Below are 25,859 nucleotides of genomic sequence, written 5' to 3' on the forward strand. Positions count from 1 at the left end.
ACGAATAAAGATTCGTATTCCGATATTATCCTTAGAAAGGAGGTGATCCAGCCGCACCTTCCGATACGGCTACCTTGTTACGACTTCACCCCAATCATCTGTCCCACCTTCGGCGGCTGGCTCCCGTAAGGGTTACCCCACCGACTTCGGGTGTTACAAACTCTCGTGGTGTGACGGGCGGTGTGTACAAGGCCCGGGAACGTATTCACCGTGGCATGCTGATCCACGATTACTAGCGATTCCGGCTTCATGTAGGCGAGTTGCAGCCTACAATCCGAACTGAGAACGGTTTTATGGGATTTGCTCACCCTCGCGGGGTTGCGACCCTCTGTACCGTCCATTGTAGCACGTGTGTAGCCCAGGTCATAAGGGGCATGATGATTTGACGTCATCCCCACCTTCCTCCGGTTTATCACCGGCAGTCACCTTAGAGTGCCCAACTAAATGCTGGCAACTAAGATCAAGGGTTGCGCTCGTTGCGGGACTTAACCCAACATCTCACGACACGAGCTGACGACAACCATGCACCACCTGTCACCGCTGTCCCCGAAGGGAAAAGCCTATCTCTAGGCCGGTCAGCGGGATGTCAAGACCTGGTAAGGTTCTTCGCGTTGCTTCGAATTAAACCACATGCTCCACCGCTTGTGCGGGCCCCCGTCAATTCCTTTGAGTTTCAGTCTTGCGACCGTACTCCCCAGGCGGAGTGCTTAATGCGTTAGCTGCAGCACTAAGGGGCGGAAACCCCCTAACACTTAGCACTCATCGTTTACGGCGTGGACTACCAGGGTATCTAATCCTGTTTGCTCCCCACGCTTTCGCGCCTCAGCGTCAGTTACAGACCAGAAAGCCGCCTTCGCCACTGGTGTTCCTCCAAATCTCTACGCATTTCACCGCTACACTTGGAATTCCGCTTTCCTCTTCTGTACTCAAGTCCCCCAGTTTCCAATGACCTTCCACGGTTGAGCCGTGGGATTTCACATCAGACTTAAAGGACCGCCTGCGCGCGCTTTACGCCCAATAATTCCGGACAACGCTTGCCACCTACGTATTACCGCGGCTGCTGGCACGTAGTTAGCCGTGGCTTTCTAATGAGGTACCGTCAAGGTACGAGCAGTTACTCTCATACTTGTTCTTCCCTCACAACAGAGTTTTACGATCCGAAAACCTTCTTCACTCACGCGGCATTGCTCCATCAGACTTTCGTCCATTGTGGAAGATTCCCTACTGCTGCCTCCCGTAGGAGTCTGGGCCGTGTCTCAGTCCCAGTGTGGCCGATCACCCTCTCAGGTCGGCTACGCATCGTCGCCTTGGTGAGCCGTTACCTCACCAACTAGCTAATGCGCCGCGGGCCCATCCTGTAGTGACAGCCGAAACCGTCTTTTAACATCTCCCCATGAGAGGAAATGGATTATTCGGTATTAGCCCCGGTTTCCCGGAGTTATCCCAATCTACAGGGCAGGTTGCCCACGTGTTACTCACCCGTCCGCCGCTAAATCAGAAGAAGCAAGCTTCTTCGTCATTCGCTCGACTTGCATGTATTAGGCATGCCGCCAGCGTTCGTCCTGAGCCAGGATCAAACTCTCCATAATAGAGAACTTAAAAAGCTCAATTTGTTTTGCTGGCATCATCATTAAATGATGTCAAAAATTGTTTTGCTATCATACTAACTAAGTTAGTTGAAAGCTATGTTTCTTAACGTTTTGCATGTTCAGTTTTCAATGTTCAATATTCAATGATATTAAATAATGGAGCGGGTGAAGAGAATCGAACTCTCATCATCAGCTTGGAAGGCTGAGGTTTTACCACTAAACTACACCCGCATTAAATTTTGTTAAATTGTTATGTGACTGGTGCGGCCGAGAGGACTTGAACCTCCACGGGGTTATCCCCCACTAGGCCCTCAACCTAGCGCGTCTGCCGTTCCGCCACGACCGCTTAGTACTTAACAGAACAAGGTTGATTATACTCTCGAACACCTTAAATGTCAACAACAATTTGATGAGCCATGTAGGATTCGAACCTACGACCCTCTGATTAAAAGTCAGATGCTCTACCAACTGAGCTAATGGCTCAAAAATGGCTGGGGTACCTGGATTCGAACCAGGGCATGATGGAATCAAAATCCATTGCCTTACCGCTTGGCTATACCCCAACATGGCGGTCCCGACCGGGATCGAACCGGCGATCTCCTGCGTGACAGGCAGGCATGTTAACCGCTACACCACGGGACCGTTGAAAATACAAAGTAATAAATATAAATGGTAATGACCCCTACGGGATTCGAACCCGTGTTACCGCCGTGAAAGGGCGGTGTCTTAACCGCTTGACCAAGGGGCCATAATGGCTCCGAAGGTAGGACTCGAACCTACGACCGATCGATTAACAGTCGATTGCTCTACCACTGAGCTACTTCGGAATAACTTTTGTCGTTTTGTTTTACTCGACTTTTTCTATTATAGAGAGGGTTTTGCAAAACGTCAACTACTTTTTGATAATTTATTTAAGATTTTCAAAAGAAACTAACATTAGGTCTCCAAAACACTTGCCACAACGGTATTTCCTTGTATTTAAACGAATTTTCCGATTATATGAAAGAGAGCATTTAACGCATTTATACGTATATCTCTTTTTACTTTTCCGGACATTTCTCTCTACTAAAGTAGAACAAAATCTAGGTGAGTTTGTTATTTTAAGTAATTCCCTAAAGTCAGTATCTCTATGCTGATAGCCTTTTCCTTCTATATGTAAGTGATAATGACAAAGCTCATGTTTGATCACGCCTAGCAATTCATCCATTCCATACTTTTCGAAAACTAGCGGATTCACTTCTATATTGTGCGATCTCAACATATACCTTCCACCAGTTGTTCTAAGTCTTTTGTTGAAATATGCTTTATGTTGAAATTGTTTCCCAAAGACTTCGTTTGATACATGACTTACTAGTTCGTGTAATTTTTCATCAGACATATTATCTCCCCCGTATTTAAAGAGGGTTGTCCAGTGGCATATCTCCATTGGACAACTCTATTCTTTACACTTGTTGTTCTGGAGGAAGCATCGTTAATGCAATCCTTCCTTTGTTGGCATCAAACTGTTCTACCCAGACAGTAACTATATCTCCAAGGGAGACAACATCTAAGGGATGTTTGACAAAGCCTTTTTTTAGTTTAGAAATATGAACTAGGCCATCTTGTTTTACACCAATATCTACAAATGCACCGAAGTCTACTACATTTCTTACTGTTCCTTGTAACTCCATTCCTGTTTTTAAGTCCTCTAATTTGAGTACATCTTTTTTCAGGATTGGCTGCGGGAATGCTTCACGAGGGTCACGCGCTGGTTTGATCAATGTATCTACAATATCCTTTAATGTGATCTCCCCTATTTCTAACTCTCTACTTACTTCTTCTATAGAAATTTTCTTTAATGCCTCTTCTGCTTCTTTTGTGCCTATTTGCGTCTTCTTAAGTCCTGCAATTTCCAGTACCTGCTCCGCTCCCTTATAACTTTCAGGGTGGATTCCTGTTGCATCAAACGGATTTTTTGCATCTGGTACGCGTAAAAACCCAATTGCTTGTTCATAAGTTTTGGCTCCAAGGCGTGGAATTTTCTTAAGTTGTGCTCGCGAAGTAAACCTCCCTTGCTCGTTTCTCATATTCACCACGTTTTCTGCAACTGTTTTTGACAACCCTGAGACGTATTGTAAAAGGGAAGCAGATGCAGTATTTACATTTACTCCAACTTGGTTAACCGCAGTTTCTACTATAAAGGATAAGGAATCGGATAATTTCTTTTGCGAAACGTCATGTTGGTATTGTCCTACTCCTACTGCTTTTGGATCTATCTTCACTAATTCCGCCAAAGGATCCTGCAATCTTCTTGCAATAGATACCGCACTTCTCTGCTCTACTTGTAAGTCAGGAAACTCATTACGTGCTGTTTCAGATGCTGAATACACACTGGCACCCGCTTCATTTACTATTACATACGCTACCTCGCCCTCTACCTCTTTCAAACAGTCCACAATGAATTGTTCTGTTTCGCGAGAAGCGGTACCATTTCCGATAGCTATTAAAGAAATAGGATAGTTTTTTAAGTAAGCAAGTACTTTTTTCTTGGAACCCTCCACATCCATTTTAGGCGCATGTGGATAAATAGCCGATACTTCTAGCAGTTTTCCTGTATCATCTACAACCGCTAATTTACACCCAGTACGATAAGCTGGATCGACACCTAGAATTACTTTTCCCTTTAATGGTTGTTGCAATAGTAGGTTCCTTAGGTTTTCGGAGAATATGTGAATAGCCTGAGCTTCTGCTTTTTCTGTAAGCTCTGCTCGAATCTCTCGTTCAACAGAAGGCTGAATTAATCGTTTGTATGAGTCTTCTACCGCCAATTCAATTTGTTCCACTGCATCACTAGAGGATGGTTTAATCCAATGTGTTTTCATCACATTAGCTGCTTTCTCCATAGGAACTTGAAGAGCAACTTTTAAGATATCTTCTTTTTCCCCTCGGTTTACCGCTAATATACGATGAGGAACTATCTTTTTAACAGGTTCTTCGTACTCATAATACATTTCAAACACATTCTTTTCATCTAGCTCTGCCTTTTTGACCGATGTAATAATTTTACCGTCCGCACGGGTAATATTACGGATTTGCTCTCTTATTTTCGCATCGTCAGCAAATTGCTCAGCTAGGATATCTCTAGCTCCAAGTAACGCATCCTCTACTGAAAGAACTTCTAGTTCTTCATTTAAATAGCCTTCTGCTAACTTAGAAATGGATTCTTTAGGGAAAGTCATGATGAGAGCCGCCAAAGGTTCTAATCCTTTTTCCTTTGCAATAGTAGCCTTTGTTCTACGTTTTTGCTTATATGGTCGATATAAATCTTCTAATCGTTGCAATACCGTCGCATTATTAATAGAAGCAGTTAACTCTTCGGTTAGTTTACCTTGCTCTTCAATTAAGCGAAGGATCTCTTCTTTTCTTTGTTCCAACTGCTGTATGTAATTATACCGATCTTCAACGGCTTTAATTTGGACTTCATCTAAAGAGCCTGTTTGTTCTTTTCTATATCTAGCTATAAAAGGAACCGTATTTCCCTCTTCTAGTAATTTTATAACCTGTTCAGCTTGCGATGATTTAACACCTGTATCTTTTGAAACAAGTTGGAGCATTTTCTTTATTTCCAATATGAACACGTCCTTTCTTTATAGTACTCAGTTTATCATATTTGTTACCTTCTAGAAAAAGCCAAACAAAAAAGCTTACCCTATATTAGAGTAAGCTTCCTACTATAAACGTTGAGTCGTCGCCATGTTCAATTTCTTTAAAAATCGTTTCATAGAGACATTCCGCATTCGAGGCATTTTTTATAGTGGATTTCGGACTTTTCATCACAACCCCGTCTGAGTGAAGCATGAACAAATCATTTTTTTCACAGGCATATGTTTGGGTATTAATCTTTTGCTTTCTGCCTGATAAGTAGCCCATCACGGGTAGAGGATAAATCATTTTATCGGTAGAGCGTTTATACATATAAAACTTCACATTACCAACACAGCTATAGGATATAGTTTGATGTTTATAATCTATTTTAACTATCGCTACTGCTGCACCTCTCTTACTAACCATTAACTCGTTGCAACGTAGTAGTAATTCATCTAATGTTTCTTCTTTATATTCCTCTAGAATCTTCGGGATAATATCTGCAGACTCTTTAGCCACAGGTCCATTTCCCAACCCATCTGCTATAGCACAAAGCATAAACTCATCTGTCTTTGTAATATAATAAGTATCTCCAGATTCTAGATTTCCACTTTTGGCTTCTTGGTATACAAACAAATCTACTTTGTCATCTGAAAAATTCATCATTTAACTACTTCACCTGACAATAAAATGGCCTCCTGTAATTTCTTTATAGCCTTTCGTTGAATCCTAGATACATGCATTTGGGATATACCTAGACGATCTCCTGTTTCTTTTTGACTAAGCTGCTCCATGTATGTAAGTTGAATGATTTCTTTCTCTCGATCTGATAATACATTTAGTGCATTAGCAACAAGTAAGCGTTGATCTGTTTTCTCGTATTCGCCATCTGCTTTACCAATAACATCAAATAACGTAATGGTACTACCGTCTGAGTCAGATTCAAGTGAATGATCCATAGATAATGCCTGATAACTTTTACCCATTTCCATGGCTTCAAGAACGTCTTCTACTTCTACACCTAGATAATCAGCGATTTCTGGAATAATAGGAGAACGTTGGAATTCCACTGTTAGTGTTTCCACTGCTACTCGGATTCGTGGTCCAAGTTCTTTTATCCTTCTCGGAACATGTACAGCCCAAGTTTTATCTCTTAAAAAGCGTTTTATCTCTCCGATAATGGTAGGGATAGCAAAAGCTTCAAAGTTTTTTCCGAATGATGGATCATATCTTCGGATAGCTCCAAGAAGACCAAGCATGCCGACTTGGGCGATATCCTCATGATGCGATTTACCATTAGAATATTTTCGAGCAATGGATTCTACCAACCTAGTGTAATTCAGTACTAAGTTAGTTTGCGCCTCTTCACTTTCTGTCTCTTGATATTCTTTGATCCATCCCAATATTTTCTCTTTCGATTCTTTATTAGGAAGGGACGTGTTCGACATTTTCATCCACCTGCTCTACTCTGACATGTTTCGTCATAAATACAGTAACGCCTTCTTGGTGATGTACTTTAACCTCATCCATTAATGTCTCGATCAAATATAAACCAAGACCTCCTTCTCTCAAGAAAGATCCTTCCTCTAAATCATGATAAGGGCCGACTTTTGCTTTCGTTTCTTCAAAGTCAAAACTTTTACCATGATCCGCTACCATGATTTCTATTTTTTCATCGTATAATGCACAGCCAATAACCACTTCGCCTTCCTCATTATCCGCATATGCATGTTGGACTGCATTTGTAATCGCTTCACTTGCAGCTATTTTTAAGTCTTCGATATCATCATACGTAAATCCGATACGATTGGCCAAACCAGAAATTGTGAGGCGAGCAACGCTAACATATTGAGGCTTTGCAGGCACCCGAATTTCAACATAATCAAACGGTTTCATCTATTTTCACCTCTTCATCTCTAGCCTGTATATCCATAATTTCCACTAAACCAGTAATATCAAATAAGCGCTTCAATCTAGATGAAAGTCCCGTTAACTCCATATGACCATTTGCAGCTATGACGCTCTTATAAAAGCCCACAAAAACACCTAGTCCCGTACTATCCATATAGGAAACATCTTGTAAATTCAATTCAACATGTATATTATCCTGTAAGGTTACCTCTGCAAGTTTCTCTCTTAAAATCGGCGCTGTAAAAGCATCGATTTCACCACCAATTAATCCTTTAATATGCAATTCAGCTATCGTTTGTAATTCAACTGAAATATTCATTTTTATTCCCCCGTTTTCGCTATATATAGTCTATTATCTATTGTCTATAGTCTCTATACCACAAAGCAGTTATTAATAAACCTCAAATTACTTCTTTTTGAAAATAACGAGCGTGAAATCATCTCGTTGTTCAAACTCCTGTAATTCCTCAAGCTTATGAAACACATATTCCACCATATCTTGAGCAGATTGATCTCTTACGCTTTCAATAATATTCATCACGGTTTTTTGGTCAATGAATCCCTCTTTTGAACGGCATTCAGTTACACCATCAGTCATCATAACGACAAAATCGTCTTTTCCTAAAGAAATAGAGTGTTGTTCGTATTTAACATTGGGAATTACACCTAACAATAATCCCTTTGCTTGTAGTTCTGAAAAACTATTAGACTTAGCACAATAAAATAAAGGTGGCTCATGTCCTGCAGAGGCATATGTAAATACACTTGTAGAGGTATCATAAGTTCCATAAAACATGGAGATGAACATCGAATCACTTACACTTTTCTCAACAATTCGATTGATGACATCTAGTACAACAATGGGTTCGGTTTCTGCTCCATTTAAACTATCCATCCCATACTTAATCATGGACATGCATAGGGCAGCTGGAATCCCTTTACCGATTACATCTGCAACGGCAATACCTACTGTAGTATCATCATTTAGAAAATGCGTGTAATCCCCATTCATTTCTTTTGCAGGAACAGAGATCATCCCTATATCTAAACTGTTCATCTCTGGCACTTTAGTTTTCAACAACGTTTGTTGAACATTAGAAGCCAGCTCCATTTCCATTCTAAAGTTTTCCTGTTTTTTAATTAGGGTCTGGTGTTCTTTTAGTGCAAGTCCATATCTAATCATCACTTCTATTAATAAATCAAAAGAATGCCAAACATTATTTGGCAATTCAGGCATAAGCTCTTCTAAAGAAGCCTTATGTATACTTATAACTTCCTCTGGAGAAATATTCTTTTGGATAAGTTGTCTACTGAAGTTTTGACCTTCATACAAATTATGTTCTGTTTGTCTTTGTATATATTGCTCTAAAATCTCTCTGTATTGTCTCTTAAATTCTTGAGGCATACTTTGAATTACCTCCTATCTTAATAACTTAGATGCACTAATAGTGGTACCTTCTCCTAGGACAGTTTCAATTTTGAAATCGTCCATTAGTCGCTTTACTCCTGGAAGGCCGGCACCTAAACCACCTGATGTCGTATATCCATCTTCCATGACTTTACGAACATCTGCAATTCCTGGTCCTTTATCAGATGCAATGACAAGCAGACCTTTTAGGTTGCCATCAGTAATTTGTCTAATTTCTATTTTACCTTTACCAGCATATAAGTATATATTCCGAGCGAGTTCACTAATCGCTGTTGTAATTCTTGCTTGGTCAACTGTACCGAAGCCTACATCCTTCGCTTCATTTCTACCAAGTTGCCTTGCAGCAACGATATCCCACTCAGTTATTATATCAACAGAAGACCTTAAGTTCATGGACTAGTCCTCCAATTCTCGTTCTAATTTTTCCAATCCATTTTCTAAGTCTAGGGCCGTAACTACATTTTCGAGTCTAATGCCTAATTCTATGAGAGTAATAGCTACCGCAGGTTGAATACCTGTAATTACTACCTTCGCACCCATTAGACCCGACATACTGATTACATCTCCCAATACTTTTGCGATGAATGAGTCTATAAAATCTATTGGTGTAAGATCAAGTACTACTCCTCTTGCAGATGTTGTATGAAGCTTATCAAGTAAATCTTCTTGAAAAGAAAGAGCAGTTTGATCATCTAACTCCCACTGAATGGAAACGATTAAACAATCTCTCAATTTTAAAATAGGTATTCTTGTCATCATAATGCTTCCACCTCTACTATTGCTCGATTTGTTAAAGCCAGGGCTTGTTCAACGCCTTTTTGTAAAGTACTTGTTGTTGTAAAATCATTTAAGTTTATACCTAGTGTAACAATAGTTTGCGCAATTTCCGGACGGATTCCAACTAGCATACATTTAGCTCCGACTAATCGGACGGCATCTGCTGCTTGAATAATATGATGCGCAACCATCGTATCTACTACTGGGACGCCTGTAATGTCTAGCAACACAACTTCTGCACGATGCTTTACAACTCCCTGTAGAAGATTTTCCATTATTAGCTTTGCTCGTTCCGTATCAATTGTACCTACTAAAGGCATTACGGAAATTTTTTCGAAGACAGGTATTAAGGAAGCAGACAGTTCTTGTAGAGCAATCTTTTGTAGACTCACCGTTTTTTCCCACACTACCGAATAGGCATCTACAATACTGTGATTCAAAGGAATAATCCAATTATTTAATATTTCTCTATATGATTGGAAATTACCTTCATCTAAGTTCTCTACATCGTCCATTTTTTCATAGATAATTTCTGTGAAGTTGGTTAAGGCTTTTAAAACAAAAGAGATCGACCATCCATAATGTACAATTTGAACGGAAAAATCATTTAACTTGGCCGTATATGTATCGCGATCTTCCGTTAGACTTGAAATCATTAACTCTCCGAATTCACGAACTGTATTATCCACTATTCTATTAGACATAATCTGGAAAAAACGATCATCCTTCTCTTCCTCCATTTTTATTCTCCACTTTTCTAAAATTTCATCAATATTATCGTGAATATACGAAGCAATTCTGCTATTCATTGTTTTACATACATCTCCTCGTTAAATATTAGTAATTATATTGTACAGAATTTCATCTAACATTACATCTTTTATACTTGTCCATGTTTTACCTGATTAGTGACACTACCCTGTAATATAGTATTTTGCAAACCAATCAAAGTGAGTTAGTTTTACCTTCAACTCTAACTTAGTTAAAAAAATTCCTATTAAAAAACACAATGTGTTTTTGTCGGTTCCACATTGTGTTTTTACTATGTATTAAAATTTAACAATCCCTAAACTAATCCCTAATGCATGATCTACGTCTTCCATCACGTCTTCATCAAGGTGGGTGATTTTATCCGTAAGTCTGGATTTATCAATTGTTCTTAACTGCTCCAACAAAATAACGGAATCTCGTTCAAAATCATATTCTTTTGCATTTATTTCTACATGTGTTGGTAACTTTGCTTTTTGAATTTGAGCTGTGATAGCTGCCACGATGACAGTTGGACTGAATCTATTACCGATATCATTTTGTATCACCAAAACGGGTCTGGTTCCACCTTGCTCAGACCCGATTACTGGTGATAAATCCGCAAAAAAAACGTCTCCACGTTTTACGATCAAATTTTCATCCTCCACTTACGAGTCGCTCTGTCGTATGTTGAGCTTCATACTCTGCATGTAAACACTCCGTGCAAATGGATAGATTTATATGAGACATCTCAACATAGCCTTTCTTCATCGCTTCTCTTATAAGATTTGCCTGACCATTTTTTACATATTCATTTGCTTGGACACGAACGAAACTTTCTACGCCAGTTAATGATTGTTTTACGGTTTTTACTCCTTCATTAACCAATTGATTTGGAAGCTGAATAATCGCTTCCTTTTTCTTTTTATCACTTACCACAGCAAACACCTCCGACAAAACATTTCCCTATATGACAATATACTTCATCTTACCATTTCTATAGCTTAAATAAAAGACATTAAGAGAAATGGTTAGACAATTTATGCATATAACTTTAAGTTTTGTCGAAAATCTACTTGCTATATATTCTGGGGATTCTGTTAGAGAAAGTGCAGCAAACTTCATAAGGGATAGTTTCCAATGCTTCCGCCCATTCTTCTATTAGAATCTCTTCATTTTCCTGTAAACCTAGTAATGTAACTTTTTCGCCAACCTCTACTTTTTCATCGAGACGAATCATGCATTGATCCATACAAATTTTCCCGACGATTGGCATCTTTTTACCTTTTATCAAAACAGACTGGTTATGAAGTTTCCTTAATAGCCCATCTGCATATCCAATCGGTATTGTTGCAATCCACTCATTTGTTGGAGCTACATATGTAGCTCCGTAACCAATGGTAGAACCCTTCGTTACCTTTTTAACATATGCAACCTCAGTGTGTAACGAAAGAGCTTTTTCTAAGGGAAACGGAAGTTCTCCATTAACCCAAGAAGACGGCGCTATTCCATACATAGATATACCAAAACGCACCGCATTCCAGTGCTGGTCAGGGTATAGTAAAGCCGCTGCACTATTAGAAGTATGAACCATTGCGGGTCTTTGCTCAAATACATTTAATAATTGTTCGAATCTGGAAACTTGTTTTCGGAATAGTGTTTGCTCCTCTTCATCAGCAGTTGCAAAATGAGTAAAAACGCCCGTAATTTGCAACCAATCTCTTTTGCTTATGAAGGCAAGTGCCTGCTGTAGCTCTGTCACTTCTGTAAAACCAATTCTACCCATTCCACTATCGATTTTTATATGAAGCTTTAGCGGAACTTGAAGATCCTTAGTAGCAAGTAACCACTCATATGAATATGCTGTAAGTGTAATGTTTTGTTTAGAAGCTTCCTCTAAAAAAGAGAGCGGAGATGTACCTATTAGAAGTATTTCCGCTTCAATACCCGCTTCCCTTAAATGTAATGCTTCTTCTGGCGTGGCAACCGCCAAAAGATTGGCTCCTGCTTTTAATGCTGCTTGCGCAACTTCAATATCTCCATGACCGTAGCCATTCGCTTTAACTACAGCAATCACGGCAGTATGTTCTGGAAGTATTTCCATGAGCCGTTTAATATTATTTTGTATAGCTTGTAAGTTTACTTTGATGAATGTAGGTCGGTATAGCTGTTGAGACATATAGTTCCCTCTTTTAATCAGTTTAAACCGATTATCCTACTAGTGTACTGAAGTAGTCAACCCTAATTACTTTAAACCACTAGTTGTCATAGATGCAGCAACTTCAATCATTTCTTCTTTCGTCAATGTAGAGGATGCAATAAAGAATGACATACCATCTTGCTCCCAAGAAAGAGACTGGTCAGTAATTGCACCAATTGCAACTCCTAGATCAACCGGATCTCCAGGTGAGAATACAGGAATAATAGAGGAGTCCCCCGGTTCGCTTCGATGTTGAATTATCGTAAACTCTTTGTCTCCACTATATGTTAAAATAACTCTTTTTGCTCCGTCGACTTCCACCACTTTTTCGTCAATATTGTGCACTTGATCCCATTTTAACATTGGATAATAAGTTTCCATTTCAGCATTATCAATCTCTGCCGATGCCTCTACGGTTTCTTCCGTGCCTTCAGCTTTACCTGTAGGCGTTTGCTCTATTTTATATTCTGCTGCTGCATGTGTTTTTCCTAGCGATACTTTTTTAAATGTAATATGAATTTGCTCTTCTTTGTTCTCATTCATGATAGAAACATCTGTTGGTAGTAATGTCTTTTTATTGATGTAAATCTTTTGAGTTGGCAGCATAGTTTTATGGTTGTTACTAGTTTTTGTTTCAAAGACATATTTGTCACCTTCTTCTTTGAAGGTTGCCGTTTTGTCTTTTTTTATGTCGTTGGCTAGTGAACCGATTAAATATGCTTGGCTATTTTCAGTTGGCCATTTACTTTGGAACTTATACGTTTTGTTCAGCGCTGGTGTTACGACAAATACACCTTCTGTGTTACGGATGATCATTTGGGTATTCTCTGCATTTGTATCCGACACCTGTACTCGGTAAAAATCTGGTTTAGTGTGCCAAACTTCCACACCATATACTCTTGGTTCTTCCCCAGTCATGATGCTCATCTCTGCTTCGAGCTCATACCCCTTTGCATCCACCCACTTGTTACTAAGTTTTTTCACAACATCTTCTTTCGAATCGGCTCCACATGCGGAAAGTACTAAGATTGTTACAATTAAAAAAAATAGTTTAGCCACGCGGCTCTTCAATCAGTCCATCCTTTCTATTATCACTGCGTTCATTCATTGTATGTAGATGGACGACCGGTTATGATTGTAGAATTACTTGAGCAGCCACATAATCTTTTGTATGGGTTATAGATACAAATCCATTAACTTCTATTCCTTTAAAATATAAAACAGGCTTACCTGAAGGTTCTTTTAAAATTTCAATATCTTGAAAACTACAATCTTTCCCTATTCCAGTTCCTCGAGCTTTAGAAAATGCTTCTTTGGCTGCAAATCTCCCTGCTAAGTATTCGATTCGTCTTGTCCCGGATAACTCATTTAATTGAACTCTTTCTTTTTCGGAAAGTACCCGCTCTTCAAACTTACGTGTTTTAGCAGAAATGGATTGGATTCTTTCTATTTCAGTTATATCTAATCCTATTCCAGTAATCATGAATGTTTCTCCTTTCCAAATATCCTCCTTACAGGATATACTAATAGTAGATAAATTGAGGTGAAATAATGTTTAGTAGAACAGAAAATTTTAAACAATACATAAAACTATATCCAGTTGTTTCTTCTTTGCTCGCATTGAATATTGTTATTCATTTGTTAACTTTAGTCCCTATATTTGGATCACAATTATTTAATTACGGTGTTCACTTTAACTTATTAATTAGTGAGGGTGAATACTGGCGTTTGATAACTCCGATATTCTTGCATGCAAACTTCGCTCATTTATTATTCAATATGTTCTCTTTGTACATATTTGGGCCAGAGTTGGAGCAACTAGCTGGTAAGGCTCGTTTCCTAACTATTTATATGCTAGCAGGATTAGTTGGTAATGTCGCTACCTATCTAATACACGATTGGAATTATACAAGTGTTGGGGCAAGTGGTGCTATTTACGGGATATTCGGAGCTTTTGGCGCTTTGGTTTATTATACGAGAAATTTCATGCCACAGCTAAAACAAATTATTATTCCGATTATTGTAATTGGAGTAATTATGACATTCCTGCAACCGCAGATTAATGTTACTGCTCACATAGCTGGGCTGGTAACTGGTTTTGTACTAGGAATGGTTTACTTCCATCCGAAGCGAATAGCTGCTTGGAAGAAAAGACAGCGTAAGCTTAAATCTGTTTAAGGATCAAAACCAGATTCTATCGTTTCCGAAGTGCTTCGGACAGATTTACAGCTATTTTATTAACCGTTAATTTTTTGAGAGACTGATTGTGACTGTCGTCGCAATCAGTCTCTCTTTTTTCATTAATCTTATTCCTGGGCTCACACTTCATAAAAAAAGAACAGCCCTTACAAAGGCTGTTCCTTCTCTCTATCTATAGGCTCTATCCTAGTAGGTTCATACCATTTCATTAAGCTCTCTGCATCAGCTTTTTCAATATGAGGAATAGTAGTTGATGATCCAGACACGCCTGACTTAATAGTAGTCATAATAGAAGATACATTGGCTTTTTTTTGAAAATACGTAGTGCGAGCTGTCATTGCTTGAATACGTTTCTTTTCCATCCAAATAGATACTCTACTAAATAGACGATATTGCACAACAAGTTGCTTTTCATCCATCCAATATCCAGCCGTCTTATGCTGCCATGCTCCCCAAAGGAAACTCAGCGGAAATAGTAAGAAGGAGAATAGTCCAAATGGAAAGAAGAAATAACTTACACATGCCGCAACTGGAATCATCCATAAAAAATCTAAACGATAGAAAAACTTTCTCGACCGCTTCGGAACTCTTGTAAAGTTAGCTTCAAATTCATAGTTAGGGAAAATTTGAACGAGAATCGGGTTTATTTTATCCTTTTTAATGAGAGGGATTAACCTAATTTTCTCATCCTTCTCTGCTAGTGATCCCCCCGCACTATCCACGATGACGGTCGCATGTCCCGTAAGCTGCCTTAAAGGATTTTCCACTATACGTACTGCCTGAATGCGAGATAAAGGAATAGTTATTTTTTTCTTTTCTAATAATCCCCTAGTAATAATAATCTCCTGATCTTCAACCAAAATAGTAAACTCATAGTAATTTATAAAAGTAATAGCTACTGATACAATCCATGCTACTAGCAGCGCAAAGAATACCAATAATGCAATTAGTAGAGCTCCAAAACGGATAAACATAATAATCTCATTATAAATTGTTTCGTATGGGATCAATTCCGAGAATTGCGAAACGAACACTGCTAAACCTGAGAAAAATACACCTACCCCGCCTGATGTACTAGCAAGAATGAATAAATCTTTTCGAGACATACGAAACAAGGGCTTCCTTTGCTCTTTCGCTAGCTCTTCTTGTTGAAGATTTCCATCAGATAAAGTTGATTCTTTATGTTTAGCTAGATTCATCTCTTTTTTTATTTGCTCTGCTGCTTCTTTGGTAATTGCGGTCAATTCAGCATCCGCTTCTTTTGTCGCGCCCCCGCCAGCTGTTTCTACTTTCACCTTTATTAAACCAAATGGTCGATGAAATATGCCCTCTGTATAATTTAAACTTTGGATTCGTTCAAATGGGATATACCTTTTTTTCTTTACGAAGAGACCATATTCGATGCGAAGCTCTTCTTCTTCAAACCAATAACGAAACCTTTTCCATTCAATGATGCCACTAACTAACATTGCGATTAATAGTACGGCATAAATAATATAGATAATATAGGAGGTCCAACTACCAGAGCCTCCCCCAAATCCATTAACGGCAATAACTACGACTAATGGAATAATCATTTCTTTTAATACTTTTACAAAGTTAATAACCGCTGAAATAGGATGTAGAGTAAACTTTTCTTTAGACATCATCTTCCGCCACCCTTGCAAGTACAGAAATCCTGCCTCGAAGTTCATCCGCTTCCCCAGTTACGAGTGCAGGAATAGTATGACTCGTCGCAGCAGTTGAAATAGTAATAGAAGATAGATCATACTTTCTCAAAATAGGTCCCTGTTCCGTATCAACATGCTGTACTCTCACCATTGGCACTAAAGTTCTTTTCACGATAAACAAACCATGCTGTAATTCAATTTCTTGTTCACGCACTTCATATCTCCAACGAGTCCATCTAATTTTGGGGAACAAATAAATTAATAAATATCCTATGAGTAATATCACTACTACATCTACTATGTATAACCATATAAATTGTCCTGTAAAATAATTGATAACTCCTACTCCAATACCTACTAAAAGGACAATTAACGTTTGAAATAACCCGTAAATTCTCCAGACACGTAATCCACTTTCTGATAATTGATTGATTGGTTCTTGTCTCATATGAAACCCCCTCTTCCATCATTGTATACGAAACAAAGGATAAAATGTTTCAATAAATGGCAACTTCCATTTAAAAATTCTTCCAAAAGAAAAAAGGATGAACTTACATCGAAATGTAAGTTCACCCTTTATAAGTTCTTGTCTTAAATTATTTTTCGCTACGTGGTGAGCGAGTTCTTGTGCTACGTTGTGTAGAGCCGTCACGGGGACCACTGCTACGACGTGCGCCTGAACTTGGACGTGAACCGCCAGCTGATGATGAACGAGGTCCGCGATCGCTGCTTCCACTACGACCACCTGATGAACTACGTCCGCCACCGCCGCTACGGTTACCTTTGTAACCACCGCCGCCACTGCGTCCGCCGCCACCACGTTCTCCACGAGAAGGTAATGGACGTTCTTCAGAAAGAGAAATCGGAGTATCATCCGGTTCTTTCGTCATTGATTTTAAAGCTGCAGCAATTACATCTACTGCTTCAAATTTTTCAAGCATTTCTTGTGCTAATGGACGATAATCGCCTAAATCATTTTTGTTTACAATTTCAGCTAAAGATTCTACTGCAACACGTTTAAGTCCAACTAGTGCTTCATCAGAGCTTGGAGGGATTAAAGCTTCCATACGTTTTTTCGTTGTATTCTCAACGATACGTAAGTAACCCATTTCTCTCGGTGTTACGAATGTAGTTGCGATACCACTTTTACCTGCACGCCCTGTACGACCGATACGGTGAACATAGCTTTCAGGATCTTGTGGGATATCAAAGTTATACACATGTGTTACGCCAGAGATATCTAATCCACGTGCCGCTACATCTGTTGCAACAAGAATATCGATTTTACCAGCCTTGAATTGTTTTAATACAGACATACGTTTCGCTTGGCTTAAATCACCATGAATACCTTCTGCAAGATATCCACGAATGCTTAGAGCATGCGCTAATTCGTCTACTCTACGTTTTGTACGACCAAAGATAATCGCAAGTTCTGGTTGTTGTACATTTAAAATTCTTGAAAGAACATCAAATTTCTCACGTTCAGTAGCTTTTACGTAAAACTGTTCAATATTTTCAACAGTCATTTCTTTAGACTTGATTTTTACTTCCACTGGATCTTTCATGAAGCGTTCTGCAATTTTACGAATTGGTCCTGGCATTGTAGCTGAGAACAATAATGTTTGACGCTCAGGAGGTACACTTTCTAAAATTGTGTTAATATCTTCAATGAATCCCATGTTAAGCATTTCATCTGCTTCGTCTAAGATAAGTGTTTGAACTTGGTCAAGTTTTAACGTACGACGGTTAATATGGTCAAGAATACGACCAGGTGTACCTACGATAACTTGTGGTTTGTTTTTAAGTGCACGGATTTGACGGCTAATTTCTTGCCCACCGTATACTGATAATAGACGAACCTTTTTGTCATATCCTAATTTATAAAGCTCTTCCGAAACTTGAATTGCAAGTTCACGAGTTGGAGCGATGATTAACGCTTGGATATTCGGATTTTTAATATCGATTTTTTCAATCATTGGGATACCAAATGCAGCAGTTTTACCTGTACCAGTCTGTGCTTGACCGATAACGTCGCGTCCACTCATAGCATGTGTAATAGTACCTTCTTGGATTGGTGTTGCTTCTTCAAACCCCATACGTTGTACGGATTTTAATGTAGAAGCGCTAATATTTAATTCTGAAAAGTTTGTCAAAATTTTAATCTCCTTTTTGTCCTTTTTCGACAAATGGTTACATTTTCAGATGAAATTGCGGCAAATTCGAGCCTATACGAGGAACGTTTCCGTTACTTAAAATTCTCTGTGGTTTTAGATCAGAGGGGTCTTATATAAAGGGAAAGCCCGGTCTTTTGCCGAGCGGTCTGTTAATGAGTGATCGTGCCATACTACTTCAACAAACCGTTATGTTCAAAAAAAAGTACTCTTCAATAAACGCTGAAGAGTCTCCACACAAAATGTATCCATTGCTCTAAACGTAGTATATCATGCAACAAACTCAGTTGCAATGAATAAGCAACTGTTATAATTATTAATTAATTACTCGCAATATTTCCCTCCTCTTCTTCCTCCTTCAAAAAATTGAGTGCGGTATTAAACCAATCTTGACAGTCTTCACTATGGCAAATATGGTGTTTCCCTAATTCCGAATAGACTATTTCTTTTTTCAAAGAACCAATTTCATCGTAGATATACTGGGCAGTGGCATAAGGTACAATACCATCTTTTTTACCTTGGACTATATAGACTGGTACTGTAATTTGACCATAATAAGGTTGAACTATACGTACTAAACGGATAAATTCTAATGTTGCCGGTATAGGAGTTCCTTTCACTTTATAACTGTATTGTTTATATAAAGTATTTTCTGCAAGCTTACCAACAACTGCCTCTTTAGCTATATCCTTTATATCTTGTAGAAGTTGGGATGGATATATATACTTTGCAGCAGCACTCAACAATACAAGTTTGTGAATTGGATAACGATTCGCCAAGTACATCCCAATAATACCACCCATGGAAAATCCCACTATAATTACACGGTCTACTTCTTTTTGTAACTGGCGAAGCGACTGTTCCGCCGCCATCATCCATGATTCTGCTGTTACATTTTTTAGCTCCAACGTTTCACCATGACCAGGTAAAGTAGGGACAACGATGTTCCAGTTTGTATGCGTTTGTAAATAGTCTACAAATGGCTGTATCTCATATGGTCCACCTGTAAAACCGTGAATACCTAATACTCCTGTTTTCATCGTCCCCACACCTATCACATTATTTTTGAAATGGCTCAATTACTCTTTCTAACTGCATTCCCCTTGAGCCCTTTACTAAAACAATAGATTGATCATTTATTTTATTTGCTAAGAAAGCCACAAGTTTTTCTATGTCATCATTAACCCAAATAATTTGTTTGTCAGCAAATTGTTCTGCCAACTTGTTATACAGCCATTCCATCCGTGGACCGTATAAACAAACTCCGTTAAAGACTTCACTCGAAATCGATTTGCTCATCTCTTCATGGTATTGCTGCTCTTTGTTACCAAGCTCGAGCATATCTCCTAAAACTAACCATTTTTCTGGCTTTATAGAGGATTTTTCAATGAACGAAATTGCTGCACGCATGGAAGTCGGAGCCGCATTATAAGCATCATTGATGAAAACTGCCCCATTTTCCCCTTCTATTACTTGCATTCGCATATCTGTTAAGACTATTTGTTTTAACGCTTTACGCATTTGTTCGGAAGTTAATCCCACTTCTTTTCCGATTAATAGTGCAGCAAGCGTATTTTTCACTTGATGCTCTCCTAATACAGGAATAGACATTTCTTCGTTTAACTCTCCTTCTACACGGAAGGTGCTTCCTTGTTCCGTAAAGTTCACTTCAGCAATACGTAAATTATTGTGTTCCTGAATACCGAATGATTTAGTCATTATATGAGGATTACCTTCAACAAACGGACGTAGCAATGGTTCATCTCCATCATAGAATAATTGGCCAGTTGCCTCTAGCCCTGCAATAATTTCAAATTTTGCTTTTGCAATACCTTCACGAGAGCCGAGATCCTGCATGTGCGCTTCGCCAATATTCGTAATAACTACATATTTTGGCTTTGCCAAATTGGATAAAAATTCAATTTCGCCAAAAGAGCTCATTCCCATTTCAAGCACTGCAAATTCCGTATCTTCTTCAAGAGAAAGGATTGTTAAAGGTAAGCCTAACTCATTATTAAAATTACCCTCTGTCTTTTTCACGCGGAAATATGGCGAAAGCATACCTGCCACCAAATCTTTAGTCGATGTTTTACCATTAGATCCAGTAATTCCGATGAACACTGAATGCAATTCAGCCCGATAAGCCTTCGCCATTTGCTGAAGTGCTCCTTCTCCGCTTTCTACAAACAAAAGGGGAACGTTTTGGGGTGGATTCGGTTCGTCTTTCAACCAAAGGGATGCTGCTGCTCCTTTAGCAAAAGCATCCTGAACAAATCGATGACCATTTACTTGCTCTCCGCGAAATGGTATAAACAAATCACCTGGTTGAATCGTTCTTGTATTGATCGAAACTCCTGTAATAACAGGATTCTCATCAATTTTCTCTTCAATGTGTAACCACTCTGCTATATGTGCTAATGTCTTTTTCACTTGGTCACTCCCCGTCTTTCGAGTGTTCCAACTGTTGCTTTTCTTCATGACGTTCAAGCGCTAATTGGATAAGTTCTTCTATTAAATACGAATACGAGAGACCTGATTCCATCCAAAGTTTAGGATACATGCTTATAGGTGTAAATCCTGGCATTGTATTTACTTCATTGATAATGACTTCTTCTTCATCTGTTACAAAAAAGTCTGCCCGTACAAGACCCGAACAATCCAAGATTTTGAAAGCACGAATAGCAGCATCCTCTAATTTCCCTTGAAGCTCTACAGAAACTTGGGCAGGGATTGCATAATTGGTTGTGCCATCCTCATATTTTGCCTCATAGTCATAAAAGTCCTTCGTCGGTAGTACTTCCCCCGCAACGGAACATCTAGGCTCATCATTACCAAGTACGCTCATTTCAATTTCACGCGCCATAATTCCTTGCTCCACAATAATTTTACGGTCATATTTAAAGGCATACTCTATTGCTTTGATAAGTTCTTGGCGGTTTGTAACTCGACTAATCCCTACACTAGAACCTAGATTGGCTGGTTTTACAAATAGAGGCCAATGTAGGCTTTCTTCCATTTTTTGAAGTAAATCATTCTGATTTTTTTTCCATTCTCTATTTATGAAATAGATATATGGAACCTGTGATAAGCCAGCTTGTGCAAATAACTGCTTCATCACTACTTTATCCATACCTGCCGCAGATGCTAATACACCATTACCAACATAGGGTAAGTTTAATACTTCTAACAATCCTTGTACCGTTCCATCTTCCCCGTTCGGACCATGCAAAAGAGGAAAAATAACATCTAGTTGAGTTGTATCGTCCCCTTGTTGCGGTAGAAAACTAGTAATCGTATTTGGATTTGTTATTTCACTGCCAAATTGCAGAGATTCAATTGACTCAACTGCTGCAGTGAGCTGACCTTCTTTTCTCCATTCACCTGTTTTTGTGATGAAAATTGGATACACTTCATATTTATCAAAGTTAATCGCTTGAGAGACCGCTCTTGCAGTAAGTAAAGATACTTCATGCTCTGCAGATTTCCCACCGTATAATAAGCCCACTTTTATTTTCATAAGTTATATTCCTCCACGTTTTGGATATTCATTATTTTATCACGGACAGCCTCAATAGTTGAGTATTTAACCAAACAATTTAAGACCCACTACACCCATAATTATACAGCTTAAAAAGAACAACTTCTTTCTACTTCTTTTCTCTTTAAATAAATACATCCCTAATAGAACACTTCCTGCAGCACCAATTCCTGTCCATACAGCGTAACCAGTACCAACCGCAATTTCTTTTAATGCTAAAGACAATAAGAAAAAACTTAAAGCAGCAGAGATCACTGTTAGAATCGTAAATTTTATGTTTTTGAATCCATCCGATAACTTCATGCTAATAACGAAGGCAACTTCAAATACACCAGCAATTACTATTAAAAACCACGCCATTAGATCGCCTCCTCTTCATCTTCATCATCTACTAGTTTAAGACCGATGATTCCAAAAAGTAGGACAAACAAAAAGAGTAGTTTCCCTGCACTTACTTCTTCACTAAACCAAATAATGCCAACAATAGCCGTGCCTGCTGCTCCAATACCCGTGAATATAGCATATGCTGTACCGATCGGAATCGTCTTCATCGCTTTAGCGAACAGGAAAAAACTTACGATTAAAAATATAATCGTTACAATAGAAGGAACAAGCTCCGTAAAGCCATGTGCCTCCTTTAAACCAATCGCCCAGACGATTTCTGTTAACCCTGCTATTATCAATAAGATCCACGCCACTTAGTTCACCTCATTACAATAAACGCTCTCGCCACTTTCCCGTAGCAAAAGCGTTCTATTTATACTTCTATTAAGACGTCTGATGGCTTAGCCATATGTAAGTTTAGATCTTCCAAAACTTCATCTGGGAAAATATTTTCTGGGAGAATGCGAATCTCAATACCATAATTTAGTTTATCTGTTTTGAACAAGGACATTAACACTCCATCTTCAAACAATTCGTTATGCTCTGTTACTTTCTCCGCAGACAATCTAGGTAGAACGATATTATTCTTTTTACGCCAAAAAGCACTCGACTTAGACTTTTCACCAATCAACCCGGTAAAAACGTTTGCAACTAAATGATTTAAATCCTCCATATCACGGAAGTAAATTTTAGTAATTTTCTGCCCTTCGTCTGAAAGGTAGACAAATCTATTTTGTAGATGATGATAAAACGGTGATCGAATAGCTTCTTTTTTATGTGCTATGTATAGTAGCTCTGCTTGTTCTTGAGGAGAGAGCATATTCAATTTCCGCTCATCTTCAAAATCCATAAAGCATAATTCAAATGGGCCTTCAGCAAATTCCTTGATAAAATGGTTGTATTGTTCAGGAACTATAAATTCAAGCTGTGTATGCATATTAAATGAAGCATCATCATAACCATGTTTTAGTAATAAAAGAGCTGACAAATCAGTGAAATTCCTTATAAATTGCTGAATCGTAATCCCACTAAACAGAGCAAAGTGCTCTACCTCATTAACGTGAACATACAAATGAGTTAAGTACTCATCCATATCTCTCACTTCTTTTTTTGCCACTGAAAATCACTCCTTTATCTGTTCTTAATAATAGCACGATTAATACAAGGAAACATCTTTATTACCTCTCACGTCTCTATTAAACCATCAAGCAAAAAATATCAATATACGCTATAATAAATGAATGAAATTCGAAAGAAATATAGGTGACTTACATGGAAAACAAAAAAGGCTTTGCTGATCGTTTCGATTGGACACTTGCTTTTATTATATTACTATTTCTAATCATTAGTTTGTTTGCTATTTCATCAGCACAAACGACTGGACAATATGGCATAAACTTTATACCTAAACAGCTTGTTTGGTATATTATTGGTTCTATTATTATTGGAATTGTCATGTTTTTTGAACCAGAACAATATAAAAAATTGTCTTGGTATATTTATGGTATTGGAGTATTTTTACTATTTATCCTTTTCGTACTCCCTGACAGTTTAGCTTTAGTAAAACCGATGAATGGCGCAAAAAGTTGGTTTCACTTACCTATAGGTGATATTCAACCTGCCGAATTTATGAAAACTTTTTATATACTAGGACTGGCCCGATTAATCACTATGCATCATGAGCAAAATCTTATTAAAACGGTTAAAACTGATTTAATTTTGCTAGGTAAAATGGGTGTAACTTTAATTATTCCTTTAGCATTTATCATGCAACAACCAGATTTAGGGACATCGTTAGTGTTCCTTGCAATTACTGTAGCCTTAATCATAGTCGCAGGAATTACATGGAAAATAATTCTCCCCATCTTTTTAGGTGGGTTGGGAATGGGCGGTTTACTACTTTGGATGGCGGTTTATATGCAGGATTTCTTATCGGATAATTTTGGATTTAACCCGTACCAATTTGCACGTATATACTCATGGTTGGATCCCTACTCATACGCATCTGATGAAGGAATGCATTTAATCACTTCATTAAATGCAATTGGCTCTGGAGAAATTTTCGGTAAAGGCTACGGAGAACGTATTGTGTATGTCCCAGAAAATCATACCGACTTTATATTTGCTGTCATTGGCGAAGAGTATGGTTTTGTAGGAGCAAGTATTGTGGTTAGCCTTTACTTCTTACTTATTTTTCATTTGACGAAAATTACCCTTCAGTTAAAGGATGCTTATAGTACGTATGTATGCGCAGGTATCATTGCAATGATTACATTCCATGTATTTGAAAATGTCGGCATGACGATTCAGTTATTACCAATTACTGGTATACCCCTTCCTTTTATAAGTTATGGTGGTAGTTCACTCATGGGGAATATGTTAGCCATTGGTTTAGTGTTTAGTATGAAATTTCATCATCGAACTTATATGTTTTCAAAAAATGAAGACGATTAATCAATTAAAGCGTGTAGATAAAGGGATTAACGCCCGACCTCTGCACGTTTTTTGGTTTGTTGGACAGGTTAAAAAAAAGTTCAAAACATATTTCTAACGTTTCCGAAGGGCTTTGAACAGACATTTTGCTATATTATTACCGAGTGGATTTTTAGGGATACTGATTGGTAGTTTTATGGCGTTTGTCCCCCACAAGGAAGACATTGGTCAAACTTTGTTTGATCAATGTCTTTGTGACGAGGAGATTGAAGCCGTGCCCGCGGAAAGCGTTCACCTGAAGCGGAAATCAGCAGTATCATTGTCTAGGTGCCTAAATAAAAGACACCAAATTCTAGATTATTTTCTTCTAAGAAAAAGAAGGTGACTCTAATCGTTTGTTAACGAAATTGTAGAGTCACCTTCTTTTTAGTTTTGCGCATGAGGAGTTTGTGCTGGTGGTGCTAAAGCTTTAAGTAGGTCAAGTCTAGATTTAGTCATTGTAACAGTAACACCAAGCTTAGAAAGATTACTTACAATTTTCTTCAAATCAACTTCCTTTACCATTGAATCCACCTCGTCCTTCTATAATAATTACGATTTTCTTTCGTAAAAGTTTCTTGTTTGTCTAATTAATATATTTTATTATACCACTTTTTACCTAAGTTTAATCTTTCATTTTTATTACATATATTATGGTCTTGTAAACCATGCTATTTCTTAAAGGAGTGAATGGTTTGAACATAAGAAATGTAATGAGTAAACAAGTAGTAACGTGCAACCCACAGGACTATGTGAGCGAAGTTGCAGAACAGATGCGCACTTTGGATATCGGCTGTTTACCCGTAGTCAGCAATAAAAAATTAGTTGGAATGATTACTGATCGAGATATTGTGACAAGGGCGGTTGCCAAAGACATGAAAAGCAAAGTAGAAGAGGTTATGACTAAATCTGTTATCTCTGTCACCCCAGAAGATTCTACATCCGATGCATCCATTGTTATGGCACGCCATCAAGTTCGAAGACTTCCCGTAGTAGAGGATGGTGTCCTTGTAGGATTTGTCTCTTTAGCTGACTTAGCTTTTCCTTTTCCACATGTCCAAGAAATTTCTAATGCTATGGAAAGTATATCCGAGCCAAGGGATTTCTAAACATAAAAGCTGTCCTAATTAGGACGGTTTTTTTTATTA

28 protein-coding genes, 7 tRNA genes and 1 rRNA gene are annotated in these 25,859 nt (G+C 38.3%); 3 read left to right on the top strand and 33 right to left on the bottom strand.

Annotated elements, in window-relative coordinates; genetic code table 11:
- Positions 1–35: 35 nt before the first annotated feature.
- The 23 genes from MKX53_RS15920 to acpS all read right to left on the bottom strand — a co-directional run bounded on the left by MKX53_RS15920 (position 36) and on the right by acpS (position 13,760).
- Positions 36–1,589: ribosomal RNA gene (locus MKX53_RS15920) — 16S ribosomal RNA — on the bottom strand.
- 157 nt (positions 1,590–1,746) lie between these two features.
- Positions 1,747–1,820: transfer RNA gene (locus MKX53_RS15925), tRNA-Gly, on the bottom strand.
- A 28-nt stretch (positions 1,821–1,848) separates the two neighbouring features.
- Positions 1,849–1,935, bottom strand: a tRNA-Leu gene (locus MKX53_RS15930).
- Between the two features lie 64 nt (positions 1,936–1,999).
- Positions 2,000–2,072, bottom strand: a tRNA-Lys gene (locus tag MKX53_RS15935).
- A gap of 5 nt (positions 2,073–2,077) precedes the next feature.
- Positions 2,078–2,152, bottom strand: a tRNA-Gln gene (locus tag MKX53_RS15940).
- A 3-nt stretch (positions 2,153–2,155) separates the two neighbouring features.
- Positions 2,156–2,231 (bottom strand) — tRNA-Asp (locus MKX53_RS15945).
- A 34-nt stretch (positions 2,232–2,265) separates the two neighbouring features.
- Positions 2,266–2,337, bottom strand: a tRNA-Glu gene (locus MKX53_RS15950).
- 4 nt (positions 2,338–2,341) lie between these two features.
- Positions 2,342–2,416: transfer RNA gene (locus MKX53_RS15955), tRNA-Asn, on the bottom strand.
- Between the two features lie 80 nt (positions 2,417–2,496).
- Entirely contained in the window at positions 2,497–2,967 is a 471-nt protein-coding gene (locus MKX53_RS15960) for a SprT family protein (RefSeq protein ID WP_340770533.1), read from the bottom strand.
- Positions 2,968–3,031: 64 nt separating this feature from the next.
- Positions 3,032–5,197: a Tex family protein gene (locus tag MKX53_RS15965; protein WP_340912525.1), complete on the bottom strand. Its 2,166-nt coding sequence runs from the start codon at positions 5,195–5,197 to the stop codon at positions 3,032–3,034.
- Positions 5,198–5,282: 85 nt separating this feature from the next.
- Positions 5,283–5,879: a PP2C family serine/threonine-protein phosphatase gene (locus MKX53_RS15970; protein ID WP_093537584.1), complete on the bottom strand. Its 597-nt coding sequence runs from the start codon at positions 5,877–5,879 to the stop codon at positions 5,283–5,285.
- A complete protein-coding gene (gene sigB, locus MKX53_RS15975) occupies positions 5,876–6,661 on the bottom strand; it encodes an RNA polymerase sigma factor SigB (RefSeq protein ID WP_340912528.1) in 786 nt (261 codons plus the stop codon). Before sigB ends, MKX53_RS15970 begins: the two co-directional genes overlap by 4 nt.
- Positions 6,639–7,109, bottom strand: a complete 471-nt coding sequence (gene rsbW, locus MKX53_RS15980; protein ID WP_093537582.1) for an anti-sigma B factor RsbW — start codon at positions 7,107–7,109, stop codon at positions 6,639–6,641. Before rsbW ends, sigB begins: the two co-directional genes overlap by 23 nt.
- A complete protein-coding gene (locus MKX53_RS15985) occupies positions 7,096–7,443 on the bottom strand; it encodes an anti-sigma factor antagonist (protein ID WP_093537581.1) in 348 nt (115 codons plus the stop codon). The genes rsbW and MKX53_RS15985 overlap by 14 nt, the downstream gene beginning before the upstream one ends.
- A gap of 87 nt (positions 7,444–7,530) precedes the next feature.
- Positions 7,531–8,529: a PP2C family protein-serine/threonine phosphatase gene (locus tag MKX53_RS15990; RefSeq protein WP_340912531.1), complete on the bottom strand. Its 999-nt coding sequence runs from the start codon at positions 8,527–8,529 to the stop codon at positions 7,531–7,533.
- Positions 8,530–8,544: 15 nt separating this feature from the next.
- The gene (locus MKX53_RS15995) at positions 8,545–8,946 is read right to left on the bottom strand and encodes an anti-sigma regulatory factor (protein WP_093537579.1); all 402 of its coding nucleotides are present in this window, start codon (positions 8,944–8,946) and stop codon (positions 8,545–8,547) included.
- 3 nt (positions 8,947–8,949) lie between these two features.
- Complete coding sequence (locus MKX53_RS16000) at positions 8,950–9,312, bottom strand: STAS domain-containing protein (protein WP_093537578.1); 363 nt, start codon at positions 9,310–9,312, stop codon at positions 8,950–8,952.
- Positions 9,309–10,139 carry an STAS domain-containing protein gene (locus MKX53_RS16005; RefSeq protein ID WP_340912533.1) on the bottom strand — a complete coding sequence of 277 codons (831 nt, stop codon included), beginning with the start codon at positions 10,137–10,139 and terminating at the stop codon, positions 9,309–9,311. The genes MKX53_RS16000 and MKX53_RS16005 overlap by 4 nt, the downstream gene beginning before the upstream one ends.
- Before the next feature lie 240 nt (positions 10,140–10,379).
- Positions 10,380–10,730 carry a type II toxin-antitoxin system PemK/MazF family toxin gene (locus tag MKX53_RS16010; RefSeq protein WP_093537576.1) on the bottom strand — a complete coding sequence of 117 codons (351 nt, stop codon included), beginning with the start codon at positions 10,728–10,730 and terminating at the stop codon, positions 10,380–10,382.
- 4 nt (positions 10,731–10,734) lie between these two features.
- A complete protein-coding gene (locus tag MKX53_RS16015; protein WP_245762718.1) occupies positions 10,735–11,016 on the bottom strand; it encodes a transcriptional regulator in 282 nt (93 codons plus the stop codon).
- A gap of 133 nt (positions 11,017–11,149) precedes the next feature.
- Positions 11,150–12,256, bottom strand: coding sequence for an alanine racemase (alr, locus tag MKX53_RS16020; RefSeq protein WP_340912535.1), 1,107 nt, complete (start codon positions 12,254–12,256; stop codon positions 11,150–11,152).
- Between the two features lie 66 nt (positions 12,257–12,322).
- Positions 12,323–13,348, bottom strand: a complete 1,026-nt coding sequence (locus tag MKX53_RS16025; protein WP_340912537.1) for a LolA family protein — start codon at positions 13,346–13,348, stop codon at positions 12,323–12,325.
- Positions 13,349–13,406: 58 nt separating this feature from the next.
- Positions 13,407–13,760 (bottom strand): holo-ACP synthase, encoded by a 354-nt coding sequence (gene acpS, locus MKX53_RS16030; protein ID WP_340912539.1) that lies wholly within the window; start codon positions 13,758–13,760, stop codon positions 13,407–13,409.
- A 68-nt stretch (positions 13,761–13,828) separates the two neighbouring features.
- Here acpS and MKX53_RS16035 point away from each other — a divergent pair, with 68 nt between their 5' ends.
- Positions 13,829–14,455 (top strand): rhomboid family intramembrane serine protease, encoded by a 627-nt coding sequence (locus MKX53_RS16035; protein ID WP_340912542.1) that lies wholly within the window; start codon positions 13,829–13,831, stop codon positions 14,453–14,455.
- A 167-nt stretch (positions 14,456–14,622) separates the two neighbouring features.
- On the opposite strand, the gene MKX53_RS16040 is transcribed toward MKX53_RS16035, so the two are convergent.
- The 9 genes from MKX53_RS16040 to MKX53_RS16080 form a co-directional block, all read right to left on the bottom strand.
- A complete protein-coding gene (locus tag MKX53_RS16040) occupies positions 14,623–16,125 on the bottom strand; it encodes a PH domain-containing protein (protein ID WP_340912543.1) in 1,503 nt (500 codons plus the stop codon).
- Complete coding sequence (locus tag MKX53_RS16045) at positions 16,115–16,594, bottom strand: PH domain-containing protein (protein WP_340763643.1); 480 nt, start codon at positions 16,592–16,594, stop codon at positions 16,115–16,117. Before MKX53_RS16045 ends, MKX53_RS16040 begins: the two co-directional genes overlap by 11 nt.
- Positions 16,595–16,742: 148 nt before the next feature.
- The gene (locus MKX53_RS16050) at positions 16,743–18,299 is read right to left on the bottom strand and encodes a DEAD/DEAH box helicase (protein WP_093537569.1); all 1,557 of its coding nucleotides are present in this window, start codon (positions 18,297–18,299) and stop codon (positions 16,743–16,745) included.
- Positions 18,300–18,637: 338 nt separating this feature from the next.
- Positions 18,638–19,357 (bottom strand): alpha/beta hydrolase, encoded by a 720-nt coding sequence (locus MKX53_RS16055; protein ID WP_340912546.1) that lies wholly within the window; start codon positions 19,355–19,357, stop codon positions 18,638–18,640.
- A gap of 19 nt (positions 19,358–19,376) precedes the next feature.
- On the bottom strand, positions 19,377–20,747 hold the full coding sequence (locus MKX53_RS16060) for a UDP-N-acetylmuramoyl-tripeptide--D-alanyl-D-alanine ligase (protein ID WP_340912548.1): 1,371 nt from the start codon (positions 20,745–20,747) through the stop codon (positions 19,377–19,379).
- A gap of 4 nt (positions 20,748–20,751) precedes the next feature.
- Complete coding sequence (locus tag MKX53_RS16065; protein ID WP_340912551.1) at positions 20,752–21,834, bottom strand: D-alanine--D-alanine ligase; 1,083 nt, start codon at positions 21,832–21,834, stop codon at positions 20,752–20,754.
- Between the two features lie 66 nt (positions 21,835–21,900).
- On the bottom strand, positions 21,901–22,215 hold the full coding sequence (locus MKX53_RS16070; RefSeq protein WP_093537565.1) for a DMT family transporter: 315 nt from the start codon (positions 22,213–22,215) through the stop codon (positions 21,901–21,903).
- Positions 22,215–22,553, bottom strand: a complete 339-nt coding sequence (locus tag MKX53_RS16075; protein ID WP_340912552.1) for a DMT family transporter — start codon at positions 22,551–22,553, stop codon at positions 22,215–22,217. Before MKX53_RS16075 ends, MKX53_RS16070 begins: the two co-directional genes overlap by 1 nt.
- 59 nt (positions 22,554–22,612) lie before the next feature.
- A complete protein-coding gene (locus MKX53_RS16080) occupies positions 22,613–23,356 on the bottom strand; it encodes a hypothetical protein (RefSeq protein WP_245762717.1) in 744 nt (247 codons plus the stop codon).
- 155 nt (positions 23,357–23,511) lie between these two features.
- Between MKX53_RS16080 and MKX53_RS16085 the strand changes: the two genes are divergently transcribed.
- Complete coding sequence (locus tag MKX53_RS16085; protein ID WP_340831628.1) at positions 23,512–24,693, top strand: FtsW/RodA/SpoVE family cell cycle protein; 1,182 nt, start codon at positions 23,512–23,514, stop codon at positions 24,691–24,693.
- Between the two features lie 405 nt (positions 24,694–25,098).
- Here MKX53_RS16085 and MKX53_RS16090 read toward each other — a convergent pair whose 3' ends face one another.
- Positions 25,099–25,236 (bottom strand): Lmo0850 family protein, encoded by a 138-nt coding sequence (locus MKX53_RS16090; protein ID WP_340912553.1) that lies wholly within the window; start codon positions 25,234–25,236, stop codon positions 25,099–25,101.
- 170 nt (positions 25,237–25,406) lie between these two features.
- Here MKX53_RS16090 and MKX53_RS16095 point away from each other — a divergent pair, with 170 nt between their 5' ends.
- The gene (locus MKX53_RS16095; protein WP_340912555.1) at positions 25,407–25,820 is read left to right on the top strand and encodes a CBS domain-containing protein; all 414 of its coding nucleotides are present in this window, start codon (positions 25,407–25,409) and stop codon (positions 25,818–25,820) included.
- The last annotated feature ends 39 nt before the right edge of the window (positions 25,821–25,859 follow it).

It is taken from the genome of Psychrobacillus sp. FSL K6-4615, from assembly GCF_038008225.1.
In the GTDB taxonomy this organism is placed as follows: Bacteria; Bacillota; Bacilli; order Bacillales_A; family Planococcaceae; genus Psychrobacillus; species Psychrobacillus psychrotolerans.

Excerpts from the sequence above, each read along its gene's own strand:
- MKX53_RS15985 (WP_093537581.1), bottom strand. The coding sequence starts at position 7,443 with ATGAATATTTCAGTTGAATTACAAACGATAGCTGAATTGCATATTAAA.
- acpS (WP_340912539.1), bottom strand. The coding sequence starts at position 13,760 with ATGATTACTGGAATAGGATTAGATATAACTGAAATAGAAAGAATCCAA.
- MKX53_RS16005 (WP_340912533.1), bottom strand. The coding sequence starts at position 10,139 with ATGAATAGCAGAATTGCTTCGTATATTCACGATAATATTGATGAAATT.
- MKX53_RS16070 (WP_093537565.1), bottom strand. The coding sequence starts at position 22,215 with ATGGCGTGGTTTTTAATAGTAATTGCTGGTGTATTTGAAGTTGCCTTC.
- rsbW (WP_093537582.1), bottom strand. The coding sequence starts at position 7,109 with ATGAAACCGTTTGATTATGTTGAAATTCGGGTGCCTGCAAAGCCTCAA.
- MKX53_RS16000 (WP_093537578.1), bottom strand. The coding sequence starts at position 9,312 with ATGATGACAAGAATACCTATTTTAAAATTGAGAGATTGTTTAATCGTT.
- MKX53_RS15990 (WP_340912531.1), bottom strand. The coding sequence starts at position 8,529 with ATGCCTCAAGAATTTAAGAGACAATACAGAGAGATTTTAGAGCAATAT.
- MKX53_RS16090 (WP_340912553.1), bottom strand. The coding sequence starts at position 25,236 with ATGGTAAAGGAAGTTGATTTGAAGAAAATTGTAAGTAATCTTTCTAAG.
- MKX53_RS16035 (WP_340912542.1), top strand. The coding sequence starts at position 13,829 with ATGTTTAGTAGAACAGAAAATTTTAAACAATACATAAAACTATATCCA.
- MKX53_RS16045 (WP_340763643.1), bottom strand. The coding sequence starts at position 16,594 with ATGAGACAAGAACCAATCAATCAATTATCAGAAAGTGGATTACGTGTC.
- alr (WP_340912535.1), bottom strand. The coding sequence starts at position 12,256 with ATGTCTCAACAGCTATACCGACCTACATTCATCAAAGTAAACTTACAA.
- MKX53_RS15970 (WP_093537584.1), bottom strand. The coding sequence starts at position 5,879 with ATGATGAATTTTTCAGATGACAAAGTAGATTTGTTTGTATACCAAGAA.
- MKX53_RS16065 (WP_340912551.1), bottom strand. The coding sequence starts at position 21,834 with ATGAAAATAAAAGTGGGCTTATTATACGGTGGGAAATCTGCAGAGCAT.
- MKX53_RS15960 (WP_340770533.1), bottom strand. The coding sequence starts at position 2,967 with ATGTCTGATGAAAAATTACACGAACTAGTAAGTCATGTATCAAACGAA.
- sigB (WP_340912528.1), bottom strand. The coding sequence starts at position 6,661 with ATGTCGAACACGTCCCTTCCTAATAAAGAATCGAAAGAGAAAATATTG.
- MKX53_RS16055 (WP_340912546.1), bottom strand. The coding sequence starts at position 19,357 with ATGAAAACAGGAGTATTAGGTATTCACGGTTTTACAGGTGGACCATAT.
- MKX53_RS16085 (WP_340831628.1), top strand. The coding sequence starts at position 23,512 with ATGGAAAACAAAAAAGGCTTTGCTGATCGTTTCGATTGGACACTTGCT.
- MKX53_RS16040 (WP_340912543.1), bottom strand. The coding sequence starts at position 16,125 with ATGATGTCTAAAGAAAAGTTTACTCTACATCCTATTTCAGCGGTTATT.
- MKX53_RS15995 (WP_093537579.1), bottom strand. The coding sequence starts at position 8,946 with ATGAACTTAAGGTCTTCTGTTGATATAATAACTGAGTGGGATATCGTT.